This window comes from Synechococcus sp. BO 8801, assembly GCF_002252675.1.
Lineage (GTDB): Bacteria > Cyanobacteriota > Cyanobacteriia > PCC-6307 > Cyanobiaceae > Cyanobium.
The window spans coordinates 1-17,294 of record NZ_NQKY01000014.1; the positions used below are offsets into that span (position 1 = coordinate 1).

General features: G+C 69.0%; 14 protein-coding genes. 6 read left to right on the plus strand and 8 right to left on the minus strand.

The window, feature by feature from the left end:
• The first annotated feature begins 353 nt into the window (after positions 1–353).
• Both CJZ86_RS10875 and CJZ86_RS10880 read left to right on the plus strand, forming a co-directional pair.
• The gene (locus CJZ86_RS10875) at positions 354–1,925 is read left to right on the plus strand and encodes a photosystem II high light acclimation radical SAM protein (RefSeq protein WP_094585974.1); all 1,572 of its coding nucleotides are present in this window, start codon (positions 354–356) and stop codon (positions 1,923–1,925) included.
• A gap of 164 nt (positions 1,926–2,089) precedes the next feature.
• Complete coding sequence (locus CJZ86_RS10880) at positions 2,090–4,051, plus strand: beta strand repeat-containing protein (protein ID WP_094585975.1); 1,962 nt, start codon at positions 2,090–2,092, stop codon at positions 4,049–4,051.
• Positions 4,052–4,060: 9 nt separating this feature from the next.
• Here the strand turns inward: CJZ86_RS10880 and CJZ86_RS10885 are convergent, their stop codons facing one another.
• From CJZ86_RS10885 to CJZ86_RS10895, 3 genes are read right to left on the minus strand one after another with little or no spacing between them, the layout of a single operon-like run.
• Positions 4,061–4,900, minus strand: a complete 840-nt coding sequence (locus CJZ86_RS10885) for a CPBP family intramembrane glutamic endopeptidase (protein ID WP_094585976.1) — start codon at positions 4,898–4,900, stop codon at positions 4,061–4,063.
• Positions 4,901–5,260, minus strand: coding sequence for an ATP-dependent Clp protease adapter ClpS (gene clpS, locus CJZ86_RS10890; RefSeq protein ID WP_190611481.1), 360 nt, complete (start codon positions 5,258–5,260; stop codon positions 4,901–4,903). It lies immediately after the preceding gene.
• A 29-nt stretch (positions 5,261–5,289) separates the two neighbouring features.
• Positions 5,290–6,516 (minus strand): LL-diaminopimelate aminotransferase, encoded by a 1,227-nt coding sequence (locus CJZ86_RS10895; RefSeq protein ID WP_094585978.1) that lies wholly within the window; start codon positions 6,514–6,516, stop codon positions 5,290–5,292.
• A gap of 99 nt (positions 6,517–6,615) precedes the next feature.
• Here CJZ86_RS10895 and CJZ86_RS10900 point away from each other — a divergent pair, with 99 nt between their 5' ends.
• From CJZ86_RS10900 to CJZ86_RS10910, 3 genes are all read left to right on the plus strand, one after another.
• Positions 6,616–9,294 (plus strand): TIGR03960 family B12-binding radical SAM protein, encoded by a 2,679-nt coding sequence (locus tag CJZ86_RS10900; RefSeq protein ID WP_094585979.1) that lies wholly within the window; start codon positions 6,616–6,618, stop codon positions 9,292–9,294.
• Positions 9,295–9,671: 377 nt separating this feature from the next.
• On the plus strand, positions 9,672–11,735 hold the full coding sequence (locus CJZ86_RS10905; RefSeq protein WP_094585980.1) for an Rne/Rng family ribonuclease: 2,064 nt from the start codon (positions 9,672–9,674) through the stop codon (positions 11,733–11,735).
• Positions 11,671–12,432, plus strand: coding sequence for a ribonuclease HII (locus CJZ86_RS10910; protein ID WP_199297134.1), 762 nt, complete (start codon positions 11,671–11,673; stop codon positions 12,430–12,432). Before CJZ86_RS10905 ends, CJZ86_RS10910 begins: the two co-directional genes overlap by 65 nt.
• On the opposite strand, the gene CJZ86_RS10915 is transcribed toward CJZ86_RS10910, so the two are convergent.
• A complete protein-coding gene (locus tag CJZ86_RS10915) occupies positions 12,371–12,883 on the minus strand; it encodes a DUF1997 domain-containing protein (RefSeq protein ID WP_094585981.1) in 513 nt (170 codons plus the stop codon). The genes CJZ86_RS10910 and CJZ86_RS10915 overlap by 62 nt on opposite strands.
• 56 nt (positions 12,884–12,939) lie before the next feature.
• On the opposite strand from CJZ86_RS10915, the gene pheA reads away from it, so the two are divergent.
• Positions 12,940–13,785: a prephenate dehydratase gene (gene pheA, locus CJZ86_RS10920; RefSeq protein WP_094585982.1), complete on the plus strand. Its 846-nt coding sequence runs from the start codon at positions 12,940–12,942 to the stop codon at positions 13,783–13,785.
• Position 13,786: 1 nt separating this feature from the next.
• Here the strand turns inward: pheA and CJZ86_RS10925 are convergent, their stop codons facing one another.
• The 4 genes from CJZ86_RS10925 to tuf all read right to left on the minus strand — a co-directional run bounded on the left by CJZ86_RS10925 (position 13,787) and on the right by tuf (position 17,266).
• On the minus strand, positions 13,787–14,773 hold the full coding sequence (locus tag CJZ86_RS10925) for a methyltransferase domain-containing protein (RefSeq protein WP_094585983.1): 987 nt from the start codon (positions 14,771–14,773) through the stop codon (positions 13,787–13,789).
• 3 nt (positions 14,774–14,776) lie between these two features.
• On the minus strand, positions 14,777–15,445 hold the full coding sequence (locus CJZ86_RS10930; RefSeq protein WP_094585984.1) for an LON peptidase substrate-binding domain-containing protein: 669 nt from the start codon (positions 15,443–15,445) through the stop codon (positions 14,777–14,779).
• Positions 15,446–15,585: 140 nt separating this feature from the next.
• Positions 15,586–15,906 (minus strand): 30S ribosomal protein S10, encoded by a 321-nt coding sequence (gene rpsJ / locus CJZ86_RS10935; RefSeq protein WP_015109452.1) that lies wholly within the window; start codon positions 15,904–15,906, stop codon positions 15,586–15,588.
• Positions 15,907–16,036: 130 nt separating this feature from the next.
• Positions 16,037–17,266: an elongation factor Tu gene (tuf, locus tag CJZ86_RS10940; protein ID WP_094585985.1), complete on the minus strand. Its 1,230-nt coding sequence runs from the start codon at positions 17,264–17,266 to the stop codon at positions 16,037–16,039.
• Positions 17,267–17,294: the final 28 nt, after the last annotated feature.

A 17,294-nucleotide genomic window follows, 5' to 3' on the forward strand; every position in this document is an offset into this window, starting at 1 on the left:
CGACGTAGAGACGGTTGTTGGTGGAGGTGACCCACTCACAGAACTGGTTCCACACCGAAGCGCCGGAGCGCTGCTGGAGAGTGGCGGTCATGAGTGCGTAGAAGGAAGTCACCGAGCGCTGGCGTCGAAACGCCGGGCCGGTGGAAGGAGATGGGGGCGGTATCCCGTCCCCGCAGCACTGTAACAGTGTGTTGCGGAGTGTGAGGGCCGCCTTCATGAAGAAAAGCTTTGCTTCCCGGCGCGCCTCCCCCGGCCCCCTCCCCTGGTACCTCCCGGGCCCGGTAAGCCAACCGCCCACCGGCGGCCCGGGCGCGCTTGTTAGCGTCCAGACACCCCCTCGAGCTGCGTCAGCCGTGAGCGATCAACGGGTGCTGCTCGTGCGGCTGCCCTGCAATCCGATCTTCCCGATCGGCCCGATCTACCTGGCCGATCACCTGCACAAGTGCTTTCCAGGCTTGCCCCAGCGGATCCTGGATCTGGCGGCGGTGCCCCTGCTCGATGTCCAGCGCGTGCTCCTGGAGGTGGTCGACCAGTTCCGCCCCACCCTGCTGGTGTTCTCCTGGCGGGACATCCAGATCTACGCCCCGGTCGATGGCCGGGGCGGCAATCCGCTGCAGAACTCCTTCGAGGTGTTCTATTCCGCCAGCCCCCTCAAGCGTCTGCGGGGGGCGATCGGCGGGCTGCGGCTGATGGGCTCCTATTACGGCGAGCTGTGGCGCAACCTGCGGCTGGTGCGCCGGGGCCTGCGGCGCGCCCGCCGCCACAACCCCGGGGCCCGGGTGGTCATCGGCGGCGGGGCGGTGAGCGTCTTCTACGAGCAGCTGGGCCGCGGCCTGCCCACCGGTTCGGTGGTGTCGGTGGGGGAGGGGGAAGGGCTGCTGGAGAAGCTGATCCGTGGCCAGTCGCTCACTGGCGAGCGCTGCTATGTGGTGGGCGAGGCGCCCCGTCCGGGCCTGATCCATGAGCAGCCGGCGGGCCTGGAGAAGACGGCCTGCAACTACGCCTACATCGAAGCGATCTGGCCCCAGCTGAACTGGTACCTCGACGGCGGTGACTTCTACGTCGGGGTCCAGACCAAGCGCGGCTGCCCCCACAACTGCTGCTACTGCGTCTACACGGTGGTGGAGGGCAAGGCCGTGCGCGTCAACCCGATCGCCGAGGTGGTGCGCGAGATGCGCCAGCTCTACGACCGTGGCGTGCGTGGCTTCTGGTTCACCGATGCCCAGTTCATCCCGGCCCGGCGCTACATCGACGATGCCAAGGACCTGCTGCGGGCCATTCAGGCGGAGGGCCTCACGGACATCCGCTGGGCGGCCTACATCCGCGCCGACAATCTCGATGCAGAGCTGGCCGAGCTGATGGTGGCCACGGGGATGAGTTACTTCGAGATCGGCATCACCTCGGGGTCCCAGGAGCTCGTGCGCAAGATGCGCATGGGCTACAACCTGCGCACGGTGCTGGAGAACTGCCGGATGCTGGCGGCGGCCGGTTTCCGTGAGCATGTCTCCGTGAACTACTCGTTCAACGTGATCGATGAACGGCCGGAGACCATCCGCCAGACGATCGCCTATCACCGGGAACTGGAGAGCATCTTCGGCGCCGGGTCGGTGGAGCCGGCGATCTTCTTCATCGGCCTCCAGCCCCACACCCACCTTGAGCAGTACGCCTTCGACCAGGGGATGCTCAAGCCTGGCTACGACCCGATGAGCCTGATGCCCTGGACGGCCCGCAAGCTGCTGTGGAACCCGGAACCGATGGGTCGGGTGTTCGGCCGGATCTGCCTGGAGGCCTTCGAGCGCAACCCTGCCGACTTCGGCCGCACCGTGATGGACCTGCTGGAGAGGGAGTACGGCGTGGCTCCCCTGGATCAGGCGTTGCGGGCGCCGGTGGAGGGGCGCCGGGCCCTGGCCACGGCGACGCTCTGAGCAGCGAGCAGCCCGAAACCTGTCATGATTGCCGCAAATAGGCGGCTATTAGAGAATTTTAAGGTATTTAAGGTAAACTCATCACTCAAGCGGCATGGCCGCGGTCGCAGGCGCCTGCCCTGCAGGCCTCTTCCACCCAAGGCTCCCCCAAGCGCTTCCCCAGCATGGCCACCATCAACGTCACCCCCTCCGGAATCCCCACCCTCCGTGAGGTGATCAATGCGGCGGCCGCAGGGGACACCATCCTTCTGGCGGATGGCACCTACGCCTCCGTCCGGTCCCTGGCCAAGCAGACCTCTGCCCCTGGGGTCGTCCAGGCCTCCGGCTACGCCGTGACCGGCACCTCCGAGGCGGGCACCATCGTCAGGGACACCCGCATTTTTCAGCGAAACACGGATGGCCCCAACGGGCCCGGCACGGTCGCGAACCTGACCCTGGACTACAGCGCCGGTGGCCTCGCCGATGGCAACGCCCTGCTGCGGGCCACCTCCGGCGCGTTCGTGGTGCAGGATGTCACCTTCCGAGGCACCCACACCGGCTGGAACGGCAACGGCAACCTCTACATGTCGTTGACCTCGTTTTCGGCCACCTCGCCGATCACGACGAGTCTGACCCTGGACGATGTCACGGTCACGATCAAGGGGCAGGGTGGGTTCAACCCCTTGACCGGGGCTGGAGGTTCAGCCTTCCTTCACAGCTGGAACAACAGCGGCAGCCTTCTCATCCGCGACAGCCTCTTCGATGAAGCCGGCTTCCTGAGCAGCTTCAATATCCTCAACTTCACCGGTTCCGTTGCCACCGGTTCGGTTCAGATCTCCGGCAACACCTTCACCCGGTCAGAGAACCAGGCCGTGGTGCGCCCCACGGGCAATATCCTCGGCAATGTCACCGCGACGCTGAGCGGAAATATCTTTGAGAACGGCTCCTATCTTGATCTCTATGACGTCAGCAAGCTCATCACGCTGACATCGAACACGTTTTCGACCATTGCCAATGGCTTCGGCCTTCGCATCAATGGCCCCACCGTCGGGGTGCTGCCAGTCCTGGCCGGCACGAACGTCTTCAGCGGACCGGGCCTTGCCCTGAAATACGTCGACCCTGGGAACAACAAGTCCATCAGCCTGACCGGGACCAGCATTGTCAACGGTGCGTCCTTCACCAAGCTCACCGCCGGTGGGCAGGGCAACGACACCCTCACCCTTGCCGCAGGCTTCACCGACTGGGTGAGCGGGGATGACGGCAATGATTCGATTTCCACCGGTGACCTGGCCGACGTCCTGCTCGGCGGCGCCGGGAACGACACCCTGACCGGTGGCACCGGTAACGACACCATCCGCGGTGGCGCTGGTAATGACACCATCAATCACACCGTCGATTCCGATGGAGTCGACGCGGTGGATGGCGGCGCTGACACCGATGCCCTTGTGCTCACCTCAGGTTCAGGTAATCAGACTCTCACAGTCTTTTTTGACGGGGTCTCCATTACAGGCTTTGAAGGTGGTTCCGTGACGAATGTGGAGTCGGTGACGGCCAACCTTGGCAGAGGCCCGGCTGACCTGCTGGCTTACGATTCAACAACAGCTGCTGTGACCGTCAATCTTGCCCTCGGAAGTGCAAGTGGGTTTACCTCAATCGCAGACATTGAGTATGTTCGCTCGGGTGCGGGCACTGATTCTCTAACGGGTAGCAATGCTGCCAATATTCTGGATGGTAGTACCAATAACGATACGATTGATGGTGGCGGTGGAGACGACACGTTGATTGGTGGCCTCGGGGTCGATCTCTTGACAGGTGGTTCGGGGAATGACTCCTTCCGTTACTTCTCGACCGATGAATCGGGCACGACGGCTGCAACCCGTGACGTCATCACGGCCTTTGAAGGAGCTGGCATTGCCGGCGGAGACCTGATCAATGTCAATGACGTTGACGCGAACACCGGTGCGGGTGGCAACCAGAACTTCACCTTCATCGGCAATGCAGCGTTCACCGCTGTGGGCCAGTTGCGTTTCTTCCAGGACGGCACCAACACCTTCGTTGAGGCCAACACCACTGGAGCCAGTGGAGCGGAATTCACCATCCAGGTGAATGGGTTGCATACCTTCATCGCCACCGACTTCGTCCTGTAGGACCCGTCTTCAGCCGTTGGTGTCGGCGATCCCGTTCTCTCGACACCGCTGCTTCAGGTAGCTCCGCAGCACCAGCAGACCCCCGAGGCCGATCCACCCCACCAGGCCCCCGATCGGGTTGGGCTGGCTGCCCCCCGGGCCCGCCAGCCATGGGGGGGCGCTCGGCAGCAGCTCCAGCAGGCCCGCCTGCAGGGCGAACCAGCCCCCCACCAGTCCGCCGTGCAGGCCGACCGCCCCCCAGAGCACCCCGCCATCGTCCCTGCGCACCAGGGCCAGGTTCAGTCCCAGCAGCAGCAGACCCCCCAGCAGGCCCACCGCCCCCAGTCCGCCGGGCTGACTCCAGGGGTGGACGAGGGCGAAGACGGCCGCCTGCAGCAGCAGCGCCCCCCTGGGGGCCATCTGATGCTGCAGTTCACCCCACAGCCAGCCGCGGAACACCAGTTCCTCGGCGAAGCCCACGCCCACCATCAGGGCCAGGGCGTTCAGCACCTCGCCCCCGTCCAGGCCACCCGGCCCGATCCAGCGGGCGCCTCCCGAGGCCAGCAGGGCACCCACCACCAGGGCCAGCAGCGCCAGGGTTCGCAGCAGCCCCCGCCCGAAGGCCCCCAGCGCCACGGGCAGCGGGGCCAGCACCCCGAGAGCGCGCCACGGCTGGGATTCGCCCCAGACCCGGCGCAACCGCGGCGGCAGGGTCAGCAGCAGCAGCAACAGGGCCACCACCGCGCCGGCCAGATCCACCTGATCGGGGCGCAGGCCCGGGGCGAGGCCGGCCAGGGGGCGCACCAGCAGCCAGCCGAGGCCGTAGAGCAGCGGCACGTAGAGCAGGGTGCCGCTCCAGCGGGGGCCCACTCAGTTCTCCGGCTCGATCGTGCTCGTCAGGCCCTTGGCCTTGAGGGTTTCGCAGTAGAACTCCGCCGGCTCCAGATCGCAGACGATCACCAGTCCCACCCCCGTGTTGTGGGCCTCCAGCATCACGGCGATCGCATCCTGCTCACTCAGGGACGGCACCACCTGGCGCAGGGTGTTCACCACATACTCCATGCTGTTCACGGGGTCGTTGTGAAGCAGCACCTTGTAGCGGGGTGAGGTCTTGCGCACCCGCTCCGGCGCCTTCTCGATCACGGCGGCCCCCCCCGGCGAACGGGAGGGGGTTTCGGTGGCCGCCGGGGTGGTGGAGGCGGTGGCAAAGGGCGGGATGGTCATGGGCATGGCCGCTCCGGTCCTGACAGTGGCCAACTCTAAAGAGCCCGGATCCGACGCATCGCCTCGTCCACGTTGGCGCGGGAGTTGAAGGCGGAGAGGCGGAAATAGCCCTCGCCCGCCGCGCCGAAGCCGCTGCCGGGGGTGCCCACCACATGGGCCTGGTTCAGCAGGTGGTCGAAGAAGCCCCAGGAATCCAGACCCTCGGGGGTCTTGATCCACACGTAGGGGGCCTGCTGGCCCCCGTACACCTGCAGGCCGGCGGCCTCCAGTTCACGGCGGATGATGGCCGCGTTCTCCATGTAGAAGCCGATCAGGGCCCGCACCTGCTCCTGGCCTTCCGGCGAGTACACGGCCTCGGCGCCCCGCTGCACGATGTAGCTCACCCCGTTGAACTTGGTGCTCTGGCGCCGGTTCCAGAGGCCCCACAGCTCCACCGGCTCGCCGGCGGCCGTGGTGCCGGTGAGTCCCCGGGGCACCACGGTGAAGGCGCAGCGGGTGCCGGTGAAGCCGGCGTTCTTGGAGAAGGAGCGGAACTCGATCGCGCAGCGCCGTGCCCCTTCGATCTCGTAGATGGAGTGGGGCAGCTCCGGATCGGAGATGAACGCCTCGTAGGCGGCGTCGAACAGGATCAGGGCGTTGTTGGCCAGGGCGTAGTCGACCCACTGCTTCAGCTGCTCCCGGGTGGCGACGGCGCCGGTGGGGTTATTGGGGAAGCAGAGGTAGATGAGGTCGACCGGCTGCTCCGGCAGCGGGGCCACGAAGCCGTTGGCCGCCGTGATCGGCAGGTAGGTGAGGCCCCCGTAGCGGCCGCCCCCGTCGGCGTCGCCGGTGCGGCCCGCCATGACGTTGCTGTCGACGTACACCGGATAGACCGGATCGGTGACGGCGATGCGGTTGCCGGCCCCGAGGATGTCGAGGATGTTGCTGCTGTCGCACTTGGAGCCGTCGGAGATGAAGATCTCCTCGGCGCTCACCTCGCAGCCGCGGGCCTGGAAGTCGTGGCGGGCGATCGCCTCCCGCAGCCAGCCGTAACCCTGCTCGGGCCCGTAGCCGTGGAAGCCCTCCCGGGTGCCCATGGCCTCGATCGCCCGCTGCATCGCCTCCCGGCAGGCCGCCGGCAGGGGTTCGGTGACGTCGCCGATGCCCAGGCGGATCACGGCCGCCTCGGGATGGGCCTCCGTGAACGCCTTGACGCGCCGGGCGATCTCGGGGAACAGGTAGCCCGCCTTGAGCCGGAGGTAGCTGTCGTTGACCTGAACCATGGGTGGGAAGCGGAAGGCGGGGCGGCGGGGCCAGGCGGCATCTTCCTATGGCGCGGGCCGGCCTGCCTACGCTCGGGTCGCAGCCCGCCGGTCGCCGCCGTGTCCTTCGCCACCGCCACGCCCGCTGCGACGGCCGACGCACCCGTCGCCTTCGCTGAGCTGGTCGACGGCGGCATCGCCCGGCCCGCCCGCTACCTCGGCAATGAGCGGGGGGTGGAGCCCCGCGACTGGTCGGCGGCCCGGGTGCGCTGGGCGCTCACCTACCCGGAGGTCTACGAGGTCGGCGCCAGCAACCTCGGCCACGTGCTGCTTTATTCCATCCTCAATGCCGTTCCCGGTCAGCTGTGCGACCGGGCCTACCTGCCGGCGCCCGATCTGGCGGCCCGGCTGCGGGAGCGGGGGGCGCCCCTTTTCGCGGTGGAAAGCCACCGGCCCCTGACGGCCTTCGACATCCTCGGCTTCAGCCTCAGTTACGAGCTCGGCGGCACCAACATCCTGGAGATGCTGGATCTGGCGGGCATCCCGATCCGCGCCGCCGACCGGGGCGACCTGCCCCTCGACGACCCGGCGGCGCCGCCGCTGATCTTTGCCGGCGGCCCCACCGCCACGGGCAATCCCGAGCCCTTCGCGCCCTTTTTCGATTTCCTCGCCCTGGGGGATGGGGAGGAACTGCTGCCCGAGATCGGCCTGGTGGTGGCCGAGGGGCGGGCCGCCGGCCTGGGCCGCCGGGCCCTGCTGCGGGACCTGGCCGAGGTGCCGGGGGTCTATGTGCCCTCCCTGTACGCCCCCGGGCCCGACGGCGTGAGCCTGCTGCCGCTGGAGCCGGGCCTGGCGCCCCGCATCCAGCGGCGCACCGCCACCCCCATGCCCCACTACGCCATGGGCCTGGTGCCCCACATCGAGACGGTCCACGACCGGCTCACGGTGGAGATCCGCCGCGGCTGCACCCGCGGCTGCCGCTTCTGCCAGCCGGGGATGCTGACCCGCCCGGCCCGGGACGTGGAGCCGGAGGCGGTCATCGAGGCGGTGGAGGAGGGCATGCTGCGCACCGGCTACAGCGACTTCTCGCTGCTGTCGCTCAGCTGCAGCGATTACCTCTCCCTGCCGGCGGTGGGTGTGGAGCTGCGCAACCGGCTGGCGGAGCACAACGTCAGCCTCACCCTGCCCAGCCAGCGGGTCGACCGTTTCGACAACTCCATCGCCCACATCCTCGGCGGCACCCGCCGGGCCGGGCTCACCTTCGCCCCCGAGGCCGGCACCCAGCGCCTGCGGGACATCGTCAACAAGGGCCTCACGGACGCGGAGCTGCTGCGCGGCATCCGCACCGCCATGGAGAACGGCTACAACCGCGTGAAGCTCTATTTCATGATCGGTCTGCCGGGCGAGACCGACGCCGACGTGCTCGGGATCGTCGACACCTGCCGGGGGCTGCAGCAGCAGTGCCGTGATCTGGGTCGGCTGCAGCTCAACCTGACGATCAGCAATTTCACCCCCAAGCCCCACACGCCGTTCCAGTGGCACAGCGTGTCGACGGCGGAGTTCCGGCGCCGGCAGCAACTGCTGCGCGACGCCCTGCGGCCCCTGCGGGGCATCAAGACCAATTACACCGACGTGCGGCTGTCGGCGGTGGAGGACTTCGTCGGCCGCGGCGACCGGCGGCTGGCGCCGGTGATCGAGGCGGCCTGGCGGGCCGGGGCGGGGCTGGATGCCTGGTTCGAATCGGCCGAGCGCACCCATGCCGCCTGGACCGGCGCCATCGAGGCGGCTGGCCTGGGGGGCTCCTATCGGGCCCTGGAGATGGGCGGCTGGAGTGCGGCGGAGGCCTTTGCCACCGGCGACCTGGAGGCCTTCTGCCGCCAGCCCCTGCCCTGGGACCACATCGATTCCGGGGTCGACAAGGCCTGGCTGGCGGAGGACCTGGGTCGGGCCCTGGCGGCCGCCGTGGTGCCGGACTGCTCCTTCGAGGGCTGCAGCAGCTGCGGGGTCTGCGGTCCGGAGCTGGGGCACAACGTGGTGATCCCGCCGCCCCCCGTGCCGCTGCCGCTGCCGCCGCGGGCGCCGTCCAGCGAGCGGGTCTGCCGGCTGCGCTTCGCCTTCGCCAAGACCGGCTCCCTGGCCCTGATCAGCCATCTCGATATCCTGCGGCTGATGGAGCGGGCCCTGCGCCGCAGCGGCCTGCCGGTGAGCTTCACGGGCGGCTTCCATCCCCTGCCGCGGCTGCAGGTGGCGCTCCCTTTGCCCCTGGGGGTGGAGGGCCTGCACGAGTGGCTTGACCTGGACTTCGCCGCCCCGGTCGACCCCGAGACGGCCCGGGAGCGTCTGCAGGCGGAGCTCAGCCCTGAACTGCTCCTCCTGTCGGTGCAGGCGGTGCCCCTGGCGACCCCCGGTCTGGCCCAGCAGATCCGTTCCGCCGAGTGGCGGTTCACCCTGCGGCCCGCCCCCGATCCGGCGGCACCGGCTCCGGCTTCACTGACCCAGGAGCGCTGGGCGGCGGCGGTCGCGGCGCTGCTGGCGGCCACCAGCCTGCCCTGGCAGGACCAGGACAAGAAGGGGCGCCCAAGGGAGCGGGAGTGTCGCCCCTACCTGCTCGACCTCCGCCTGGTGCCCGCTGAGGGCCCGTCCGGGGCGGACCAGGTGCTGGATCTGGAGGCCGCCGTGGATCCCCAGGGCCGCAGCCTGCGGCCGGACCATCTGCGCCACTGGCTGAGCACCGGCCTCGGCCAGCCGCTGGTGCTCGGTCCGGTCCAGCGCCGTTGCCTCCGGCTGGACGCATGCTAAGTTCGCCCTAGACGGAGACAGGAATAGCGGGGTTCCCTCCCTTCTTCCTCCCCCGCCCAGACGCTTCTGCATCAGGGACGCTTTCTAGAAGCTCCTCGGCGAAAGCGCTATCAAAGTCAACATTGCTTGGTTCGGTCTTCGTCGCTTTGCATCGGGAAGGAACGTCATTCCTTCCGTCACGCTGCCGGCCCGACGACATCCCTGCTCCCCTCCGGGCCCCTTGGCTTCTGGGGGCCAGACCAGGCAACCAGCCGATTCCCTTGTTTCCGGGGTCCGGCCTGATCCTCTCCAGTGGCTGAGCGACCGCCACGGTCGCCGCCCGATTCCTTCCCCCACCTGCCCCCCGGCAGGGCTCCACTGAGCCCACCATCTCTTCCATGCCCCAGCAGATCGTCATCGCTGAGCAGTTGCGGATCGCCGCAGTGCTCAACGACGAACGCGTCGATGAACTGATCGTCGCCCAGGGTCGTTATCAGATCGGTGACGTCTACCTCGGAACCGTCGAGAACGTGTTGCCCGGGATCGATGCCGCCTTCGTCAACATCGGTGAAAGCGAGAAGAACGGCTTCATCCACATCACCGATCTCGGTCCCCTGCGCCTGAAGAAGGGGGGGGCCGGCATCACCGAGCTGCTCGAGCCCCGCCAGAAGGTGCTTGTCCAGGTGATGAAGGAGCCCACGGGCACCAAGGGGCCGCGCCTCACCGGCAACCTCTCCCTTCCGGGACGTTTCCTGGTGCTCCAGCCCCACGGCCAGGGGGTCAGCATCTCCCGGCGCATCAACGGCGAGAACGAGCGCAACCGGCTGCGGGCCCTCGGCGTGCTGATCAAGCCTCCCGGCGCCGGCCTGCTGATCCGCACCGAGGCCGAGGACGTCAGCGAGGAGATGCTGATCGACGACCTCGAGGCCCTGCTGCGCCAGTGGGAATCGATCCAGCAGGCGGCCGAGACGGCCTCGCCGCCGGTGCTCCTCAACCGCGATGAGGACTTCATCCATCGGGTGCTGCGCGACCTCTACAGCCCTGACGTGCTGCGGGTGGTGGTCGACAGCGCCGATGCGGTGGCCCGCGTCAACGCCTTCCTCGGCGCCGACCAGGCCAACCTCCTGGTGGAGCACCACGGTGAACCCACCGAAATCCTTGAGCACTACCGGGTCAACGCCGCCATCCGCGATGCCCTCAAGCCCCGGGTGGATCTCCCCTCCGGCGGCTACGTGATCATCGAGCCCACCGAGGCGCTCACGGTGATCGATGTCAACTCCGGCTCGTTCACCCGCTCGGCCAACGCCCGCGAGACGGTGCTCTGGACCAACTGCGAGGCGGCGGTGGAGATCGCCCGCCAGCTGAAGCTGCGCAACATCGGCGGCGTCGTGATCATCGACTTCATCGACATGGAGTCCCGGCGCGACCAGCTGCAGCTGCTGGAGCACTTCACCCAGGCCTCCCGGGACGACACGGCCCGCCCCCAGATCGCCCAGCTCACCGAGCTCGGTCTTGTGGAGCTGACCCGCAAACGCCAGGGCCAGAACATCTACGAACTGTTCGGCCGGGCCTGCCCCAGCTGTGGCGGCCTCGGCCACGTGGCCGTGCTGCCCGGCAAGGACACCCTCCAGCCCCTGGCCACGGTCTCCGGCCTGGTGCGCTCGGCGGCCTCGGCCCGGGCCGAAGTGGCCAGCCCCTCCACCGGCGCCGGCGAGTCCGGCGGTGGCGGCCGGCGCCGCCGTGGCGGCCGCGGTGGCCGCGGCTCCGACGGGGCCGAGACCCCCGCCCTGGGCGGCTACGGCGAGGGCGGCGGCAACGGCAGCGCCGTCCTCCCGGCGGCGGCCCAGGAGAGCCCCGCCAGCGATGCCCCTCAGCGCCGCCAGGAGCCCGAGGTGCTGGCCGTGCCGATGGATCCCGAACAGGAGCTGGTCTTCGGCTGGATGGGGCTGAGTCCGGCCTTGCTGCTGGATCCGCTCCCCACCGGCGACAGCCTGATGGTGCGTGTGGTGCGCCCCGACGCCGACCCCGAGGCCGTCCTGGAGGAAGCCCGTCAGCAGCTGGCCGCCAGCGGCTCCCGTCGCCGGCGGCGCGGCCGCGGCGGTGAGGGCCGCAACGGCATGGCCGACGCGAATGGCATGGCCGACGCGCCCGAAGCTGCCGAATCCCCCGTGGTCTCCGGATCCTTCGACTCCCCGGTGCCGGAGGCGATGCCCATCTTCGAGATCACGCCGGCCCCGTTCGAACCCCTGCCCACCCCCGTCCCGTCCGAACTGGTGACGGTGGCCGTGCCCAGCCGCCGCTCCTCCAGCCGGTCCACACCGGCGGCGGTGGCGGCCCCGGTGGCGACGGCGGCTCCGGTCCCGGTGGCAGCCTCTGCCGCCGCAATTCCCGCGGCCGATGCCGCTGCCGCCGACGCGGGTGAACCCCGCCGCCGCCGCCGCCGCTCCTCCGCCGCTGGCTGATCGCCCCGGCCGCAACGCCCTCGGGCGCCCCGGCCCCGAGGTCCTCGCTCACCCCGACGCAGATGTCTGGGGGGGGCTTGAGCCCGCGGATTGTGCCGGAGTGGACGAGGTCGGCCGGGGCAGCCTGTTCGGACCGGTGTTCGCGGCGGCGGTGGTGTTGCCGGCCACGGCCCTGGCGACCCTGGCGGCGGCGGGCCTGAACGACAGCAAGAAGCTCAGCGCCCGGCGCCGCGAGGCCCTGGTTCCCCTGCTGCGCCACCATGCCCTGGCCTGGGCCCTGGGGCAGGCGAGCGCCGGCGAGATCGATCGCTGGGGGGTGCGCCAGGCCACCGAATGGGCGATGCTTCGGGCCCTGCAACGGCTGGCCCGCCCCCCCCGGCTGTTGCTGGTGGACGGGGTCCTTCCCCTGCGGGGCTGGCCCGGCCCCCAGTCCGCCCTGGTGGGCGGGGATGGACGCTGCGCTGCAATCGCCGCCGCCAGCGTGCTCGCCAAGCAGGAGCGGGATGCCCTGCTGCGGCGCCTGGCGTTGCGCCACCCCGGCTATGGCCTGGAGCGCCACGCCGGCTACGGCACCCGCCAGCACCGGGAGGCGATCCAGCGGCTGGGACCCACACCCCTGCACCGCCGCAGCTTTCTCAGGTCGATCGGCACCAGTGCTGGAAATCCCCCAGCAGCTGCTGACTCACCCGGGTCCTGATGCCCAGCAGGATGCCGCCGAGCACCGAGCGGCCCGTGGCCTCCAGCACCTTGGGCGGGATCAGCTTCAGCAGGGTGGGGCGGCTCACGGTCACCGAGAGGCTGGCCTCACCGGTGAGGCCGCCGTCGGCCGCGGCCAGCCAGGAGCAGAGCCCGAGGCGGAAGTCCTCCACCAGCCCGAGTCCTTCGAGCTGGCAGTCGAGGGCCTCCAGCTCCAGCCGGCCATGGCGACGCACCACCTGCAGCTCCACCACCGGCTGGATCTTCAGCTGGAACACCCGCACCTGGCTCACGGTGTAGCGGTAGCGGCCGGGGCCGAGGGGTTCGAGCTGGGTGGGGTCGAGCAGGGCCTGCACGACCCGCTGCTCATCGTCGAGGTAGGCGGGCAGGCGATCCGCCTCGCTGGCCACCGGAAGGTCGAGTTGCTGGCTGGCGCTGAAGGCCAGGGACATGGCCTGCGGGCCGGCAGGCCATGATCCTACCGATCACCCCAGAGCGTCCCACCGCCATGCGTCTTGCCTTTCTCGGTCCCGTCGGCACCTACGGTGAGCAGGCGGCGCAGCGACTGGCGGCCCTCGAGGGCCTCGAGGCGGTGGACTTTGTGCCCCAGCAGGGCATCCGCGCCGTGATCCGGGCCCTGGCCGACGGCGACTGCGATCTGGCGGTGGTGCCGGTGGAGAACTCGGTCGAGGGGGGCGTCACCAGTTGTCTCGATGCCCTCTGGGAGCACCCCGACCTGGCGGTGGCCCGGGCCCTGGTGCTGCCCATCCGCCACGCCCTGGTGGGCAGCGGCCCCCTCGACGCCATCAGTGAGGTGCTCTCCCACCCCCAGGCCCTGGCCCAGTGCAGCCTGTGGCTGGGCGAGCACCTTCCCCAGGCCCTGCAGCTGCCCACCAGCTCCACCGCTGAAGCGGCCCGGCTGGTGCGGGGCAGCCGCTTCCGGGGCGCCATCGCCTCGCTGGAGGCGGCCGCCGAGCACGGCCTCGAGGTGCTGGCCCACCCGATCAACGATGTGCCGGGCAACTGCACCCGCTTCCTGCTGCTGCGTCGCGGCGAGCGCTCCCACCAGGGCCCCTATGCCAGCCTGGCGTTCTCGCTCCATTCCAACCAGCCCGGTGCCCTGCTGGAGTCGCTGGGCTGCTTCGCCGGCCAGGGGCTGAACATGAGCCGGATCGAATCCCGTCCCTCCAAGCGGGAGATGGGCGAATACATCTTCTTCGTCGATCTCGAGCTTCCCGAGGGGGCCGCTCCCCTGGACGGGGCGATCGCCGACCTCACCCCCCTCTGCGAGCACCTGGCCCTGTTCGGGGCCTATCCCCTCACCAACCTCGCCGCCGAGGAGAAGGCCGACTGAGTCAGCCCGGCCCGGGCACCGGTCCGCGGAAGACGCCGAACTGCATCAGCCCGTTGCGGAAGGCCCAGTCCATCAGCAGCAGCGTCGGCGTTTCCCGAAGCCCCTGGATCACGGCCCGGGGGCCCAGCCCCAGCACCGCCCCGGGGCGACGCACGCCTTCGAGGATCGAATCCACCCAGGAGGGCAGGGTGGCCACCGTCCAGTCGCCGGTGCTGATCGGCAGGCCCCGGTTCCAGGGGCTGATTTCCAGATTCCTCTTCAGGGAGGGGATGCTGGCGAACTCCGGATGCGCCCACTGGTCGAGCAGCTGGCGCATCACCCAGCGCTCCAGCCGGTTCATCGGGGCGACGCCCGGGTCGCGGCGGTTCCAGTCGGCCACCGCCAGAGCGCCGCCCGGCCGGAGCACGCGCAGCATCTCATCGGCGTAGCGCTGCTTGTCGGGCATGTGGGGGCCGGCTTCGACACTCCAGACCGCATCGAAGCCCGTGTCGGCGCCCCCGTCCGGCAGCTCCAGGGCCAGGGCATCCATCACGGCGAAGCGGCAGTTCGGCAGGTCGGCCGGTGTGAGCTCCCGGGCCCGGGCGATCTGGGCCGGGCTGATGCTGATGCCCAGCACCTCGAAGCCGTAGTCGCGGGCCAGGATGCGGGCGCTGCCGCCGATGCCGCAGCCCACGTCCAGCACCCGGCTGCCGGGGGGCAGACGGTCGAGGCCGCTCCAGCGCACCAGCTCGTGGACGAAGGCGGCCTTGGCGGCGCGGAAATCCCGGCTACCCGGCGGATCGCCGTAGTGGCCCAGGTGCACGTGCTCGCCCCAGAGCCGCTCCAGCAGACGGTCGTCCGTCCAGCGGTCGTAGGCGGCGGCGACGCTGGCCGGCGACAGATAGGCCCGGGAGCGCCGCTGCCACAGCAGGGCAGCGAGGAGGGTCGCCAGGGCACCCCCCGTCAGGAGGAGGGGCAGCAGGGCGCCGCCCGGAAGAAGGCTCGGCATGGGTCAGGTCTCGCTGCTGCCGTCGCCGAGGGTGGAGAAGGTGTCCTTCAGGACCGTGCGGGCCGCCAGCTGGCGCCGGGTCTGGTCGAGCAGTTCGAATTCCTGGCGCAGCCGCTCACCGGTGTCGGTGATCTCGAGCAGGGCCTGCTGGTGGTCGGCCACCGGCCCGCCGAGATGGGCACCGATCCAGAAGGAGAGCTCCCGCGGCAGATCGGGCAGATCGGCGGGCAGCGAGGAAGGCTTGCCGATCAGCTTGCCGGTGAGATCGACCACGTCGCGCAGGGCCCGGGTCACGTCGCTGGTGAGGGTCTCGAGCTCCTCGTGGCTTTCGCTCACCGTGTCCTCGATCCAGCTGACCATGCCGACCCGGAACGGGGTGTCGCGCACGATGTCGAGCACCCGGAAGCGCTGCTGGCCCATGGTGACGATGTTGCTGCGGTCGTCGTCCTGAACCTGGCAGTGCAGGATCTCGGCACAGCAGCCCACTTCCGCCATCTTCTTGCTCTGGGGATCCCAGCGCACCACTCCGAAGCGCCTGTCCTCCGACATCGCCGTGCGCAGCATCATGCGGTAGCGCGGCTCGAAGATGTGGAGCGGCAGCACTTCCTGGGGGAAGAGCACCACATCGGGGAGGGGGAACAGGGGCAGCTCCCTGACGGCCAGATCAGTCACGGGAGCAGGATGCCGCTGGCGGCAGGGGGGAAGGGGCGATCGGAGGTCGGCAGCGAAAGGATCAACCAGGGCAACTCGGGATGTGTCGCGATCCTAGAGAGAGCGACCAGCCCGGCGAAGCCCCGTTGAGCCCATCGGCATCAGAGCTTGACTTCGATGTCCACACCGCTCGGCAGGTCGAGCTTCATCAGGGCGTCGATGGTCTTGGAACTGGGGCTGTAGATATCGATGATGCGGCGATGGGTGCGGGTCTCGAAGTGCTCACGGGAATCCTTGTCGACGTGAGGCGAGCGCAGCACGCAGTAGATCTTGCGCTTGGTGGGCAGGGGGATGGGACCGATGGCCGTGGCAGCGGTGTGATCGGCGGTTTCGATGATCTTTTCGCAGGACAGATCCAGCATGCGGCGATCGAAGGCCTTCAGGCGGATGCGGATCTTCTGCTGGGGGATGGAGGCGGTCATCGGAGGGGAAACGCGGACGAAGGGCGGCGGTAGGCCGTGGAAACGGGTTGTCGAGGTGCGGACGGAACCGACGGTTCCGGAAGGGGGAGCCCCACCGTGGTGAGACTCCCCCGAAAAGGCTAGATCAGCCTCACAGAACGATCTTGGACACCACGCCGGCACCGATGGTGCGGCCGCCTTCGCGGATGGCGAAGCGCATGCCCTGCTCGATGGCGACCGGGCAGATCAGCTCGGCGGACATCTTGATGCGGTCGCCGGGCATCACCATTTCCACGTTGGTGCCGTCATCGGCGGTGAAGGCCGTGATCTGGCCGGTCACGTCGGTGGTGCGGATGTAGAACTGCGGGCGGTAGCCGGCGAAGAAGGGGGTGTGGCGGCCGCCTTCTTCCTTCTTGAGCACGTAGACCTCACCCTCGAACTTGGTGTGGGGCTTGATGGAGTTGGGCTTCACCAGCACCATGCCGCGCTCGATGTCCTCCTTCTGGATGCCGCGCAGCAGCAGGCCGACGTTGTCGCCCGCCATGCCCTCGTCGAGCAGCTTGCGGAACATCTCCACGCCGGTGACGGTGGTTTCCCGGGTGTCGCGGATGCCGACGATCTGGACGGTCTCGCCCACCTTCACCTTGCCGCGCTCGATACGACCGGTGGCGACAGTGCCCCGACCGGTGATCGAGAACACGTCTTCGACGGCCATCAGGAAGGGCTTGTCGATCTCACGCTCGGGCTCGGGGATGGACTCGTCGACCGCATCCATGAGGTCGAGGATCTTGTCGACCCACTCATCCTCACCGCGCACGGCCTTCTTGCCACCCTGGATGTACTCGAGGGCCTTGAGGGCGGAGCCGGCGATCACGGGGATGTCGTCGCCGGGGAAGTCGTAGCTGCTCAGCAGCTCACGCATCTCCAGTTCGACGAGCTCGAGGATCTCCTCGTCGTCGACCATGTCCTTCTTGTTGAGGAACACCACCAGGGCGGGCACGCCCACCTGCTTGGCCAGCAGGATGTGCTCCTTGGTCTGGGCCATGGGGCCGTCGGTGGCGGCCACCACCAGGATGGCGCCGTCCATCTGGGCGGCACCGGTGATCATGTTCTTGACGTAGTCCGCGTGGCCGGGGCAGTCCACGTGGGCGTAGTGACGGTTCTCGGTCTCGTACTCGACGTGGGCCGTGTTGATGGTGATCCCCCGCTCCTTCTCTTCAGGGGCGCCATCGATCTCGTCGTAGGCCTGGGCCTTGGCCATGCCCTGGGACGCCAGCACGTTGGTGATGGCGGCGGTGAGGGTGGTCTTGCCGTGGTCAACGTGACCGATGGTGCCGATGTTGACGTGAGGCTTGTTCCTCTCAAACTTCTCGCGTGCCATGGAAGGAAAGAATCGGGGGGGTGGGTTG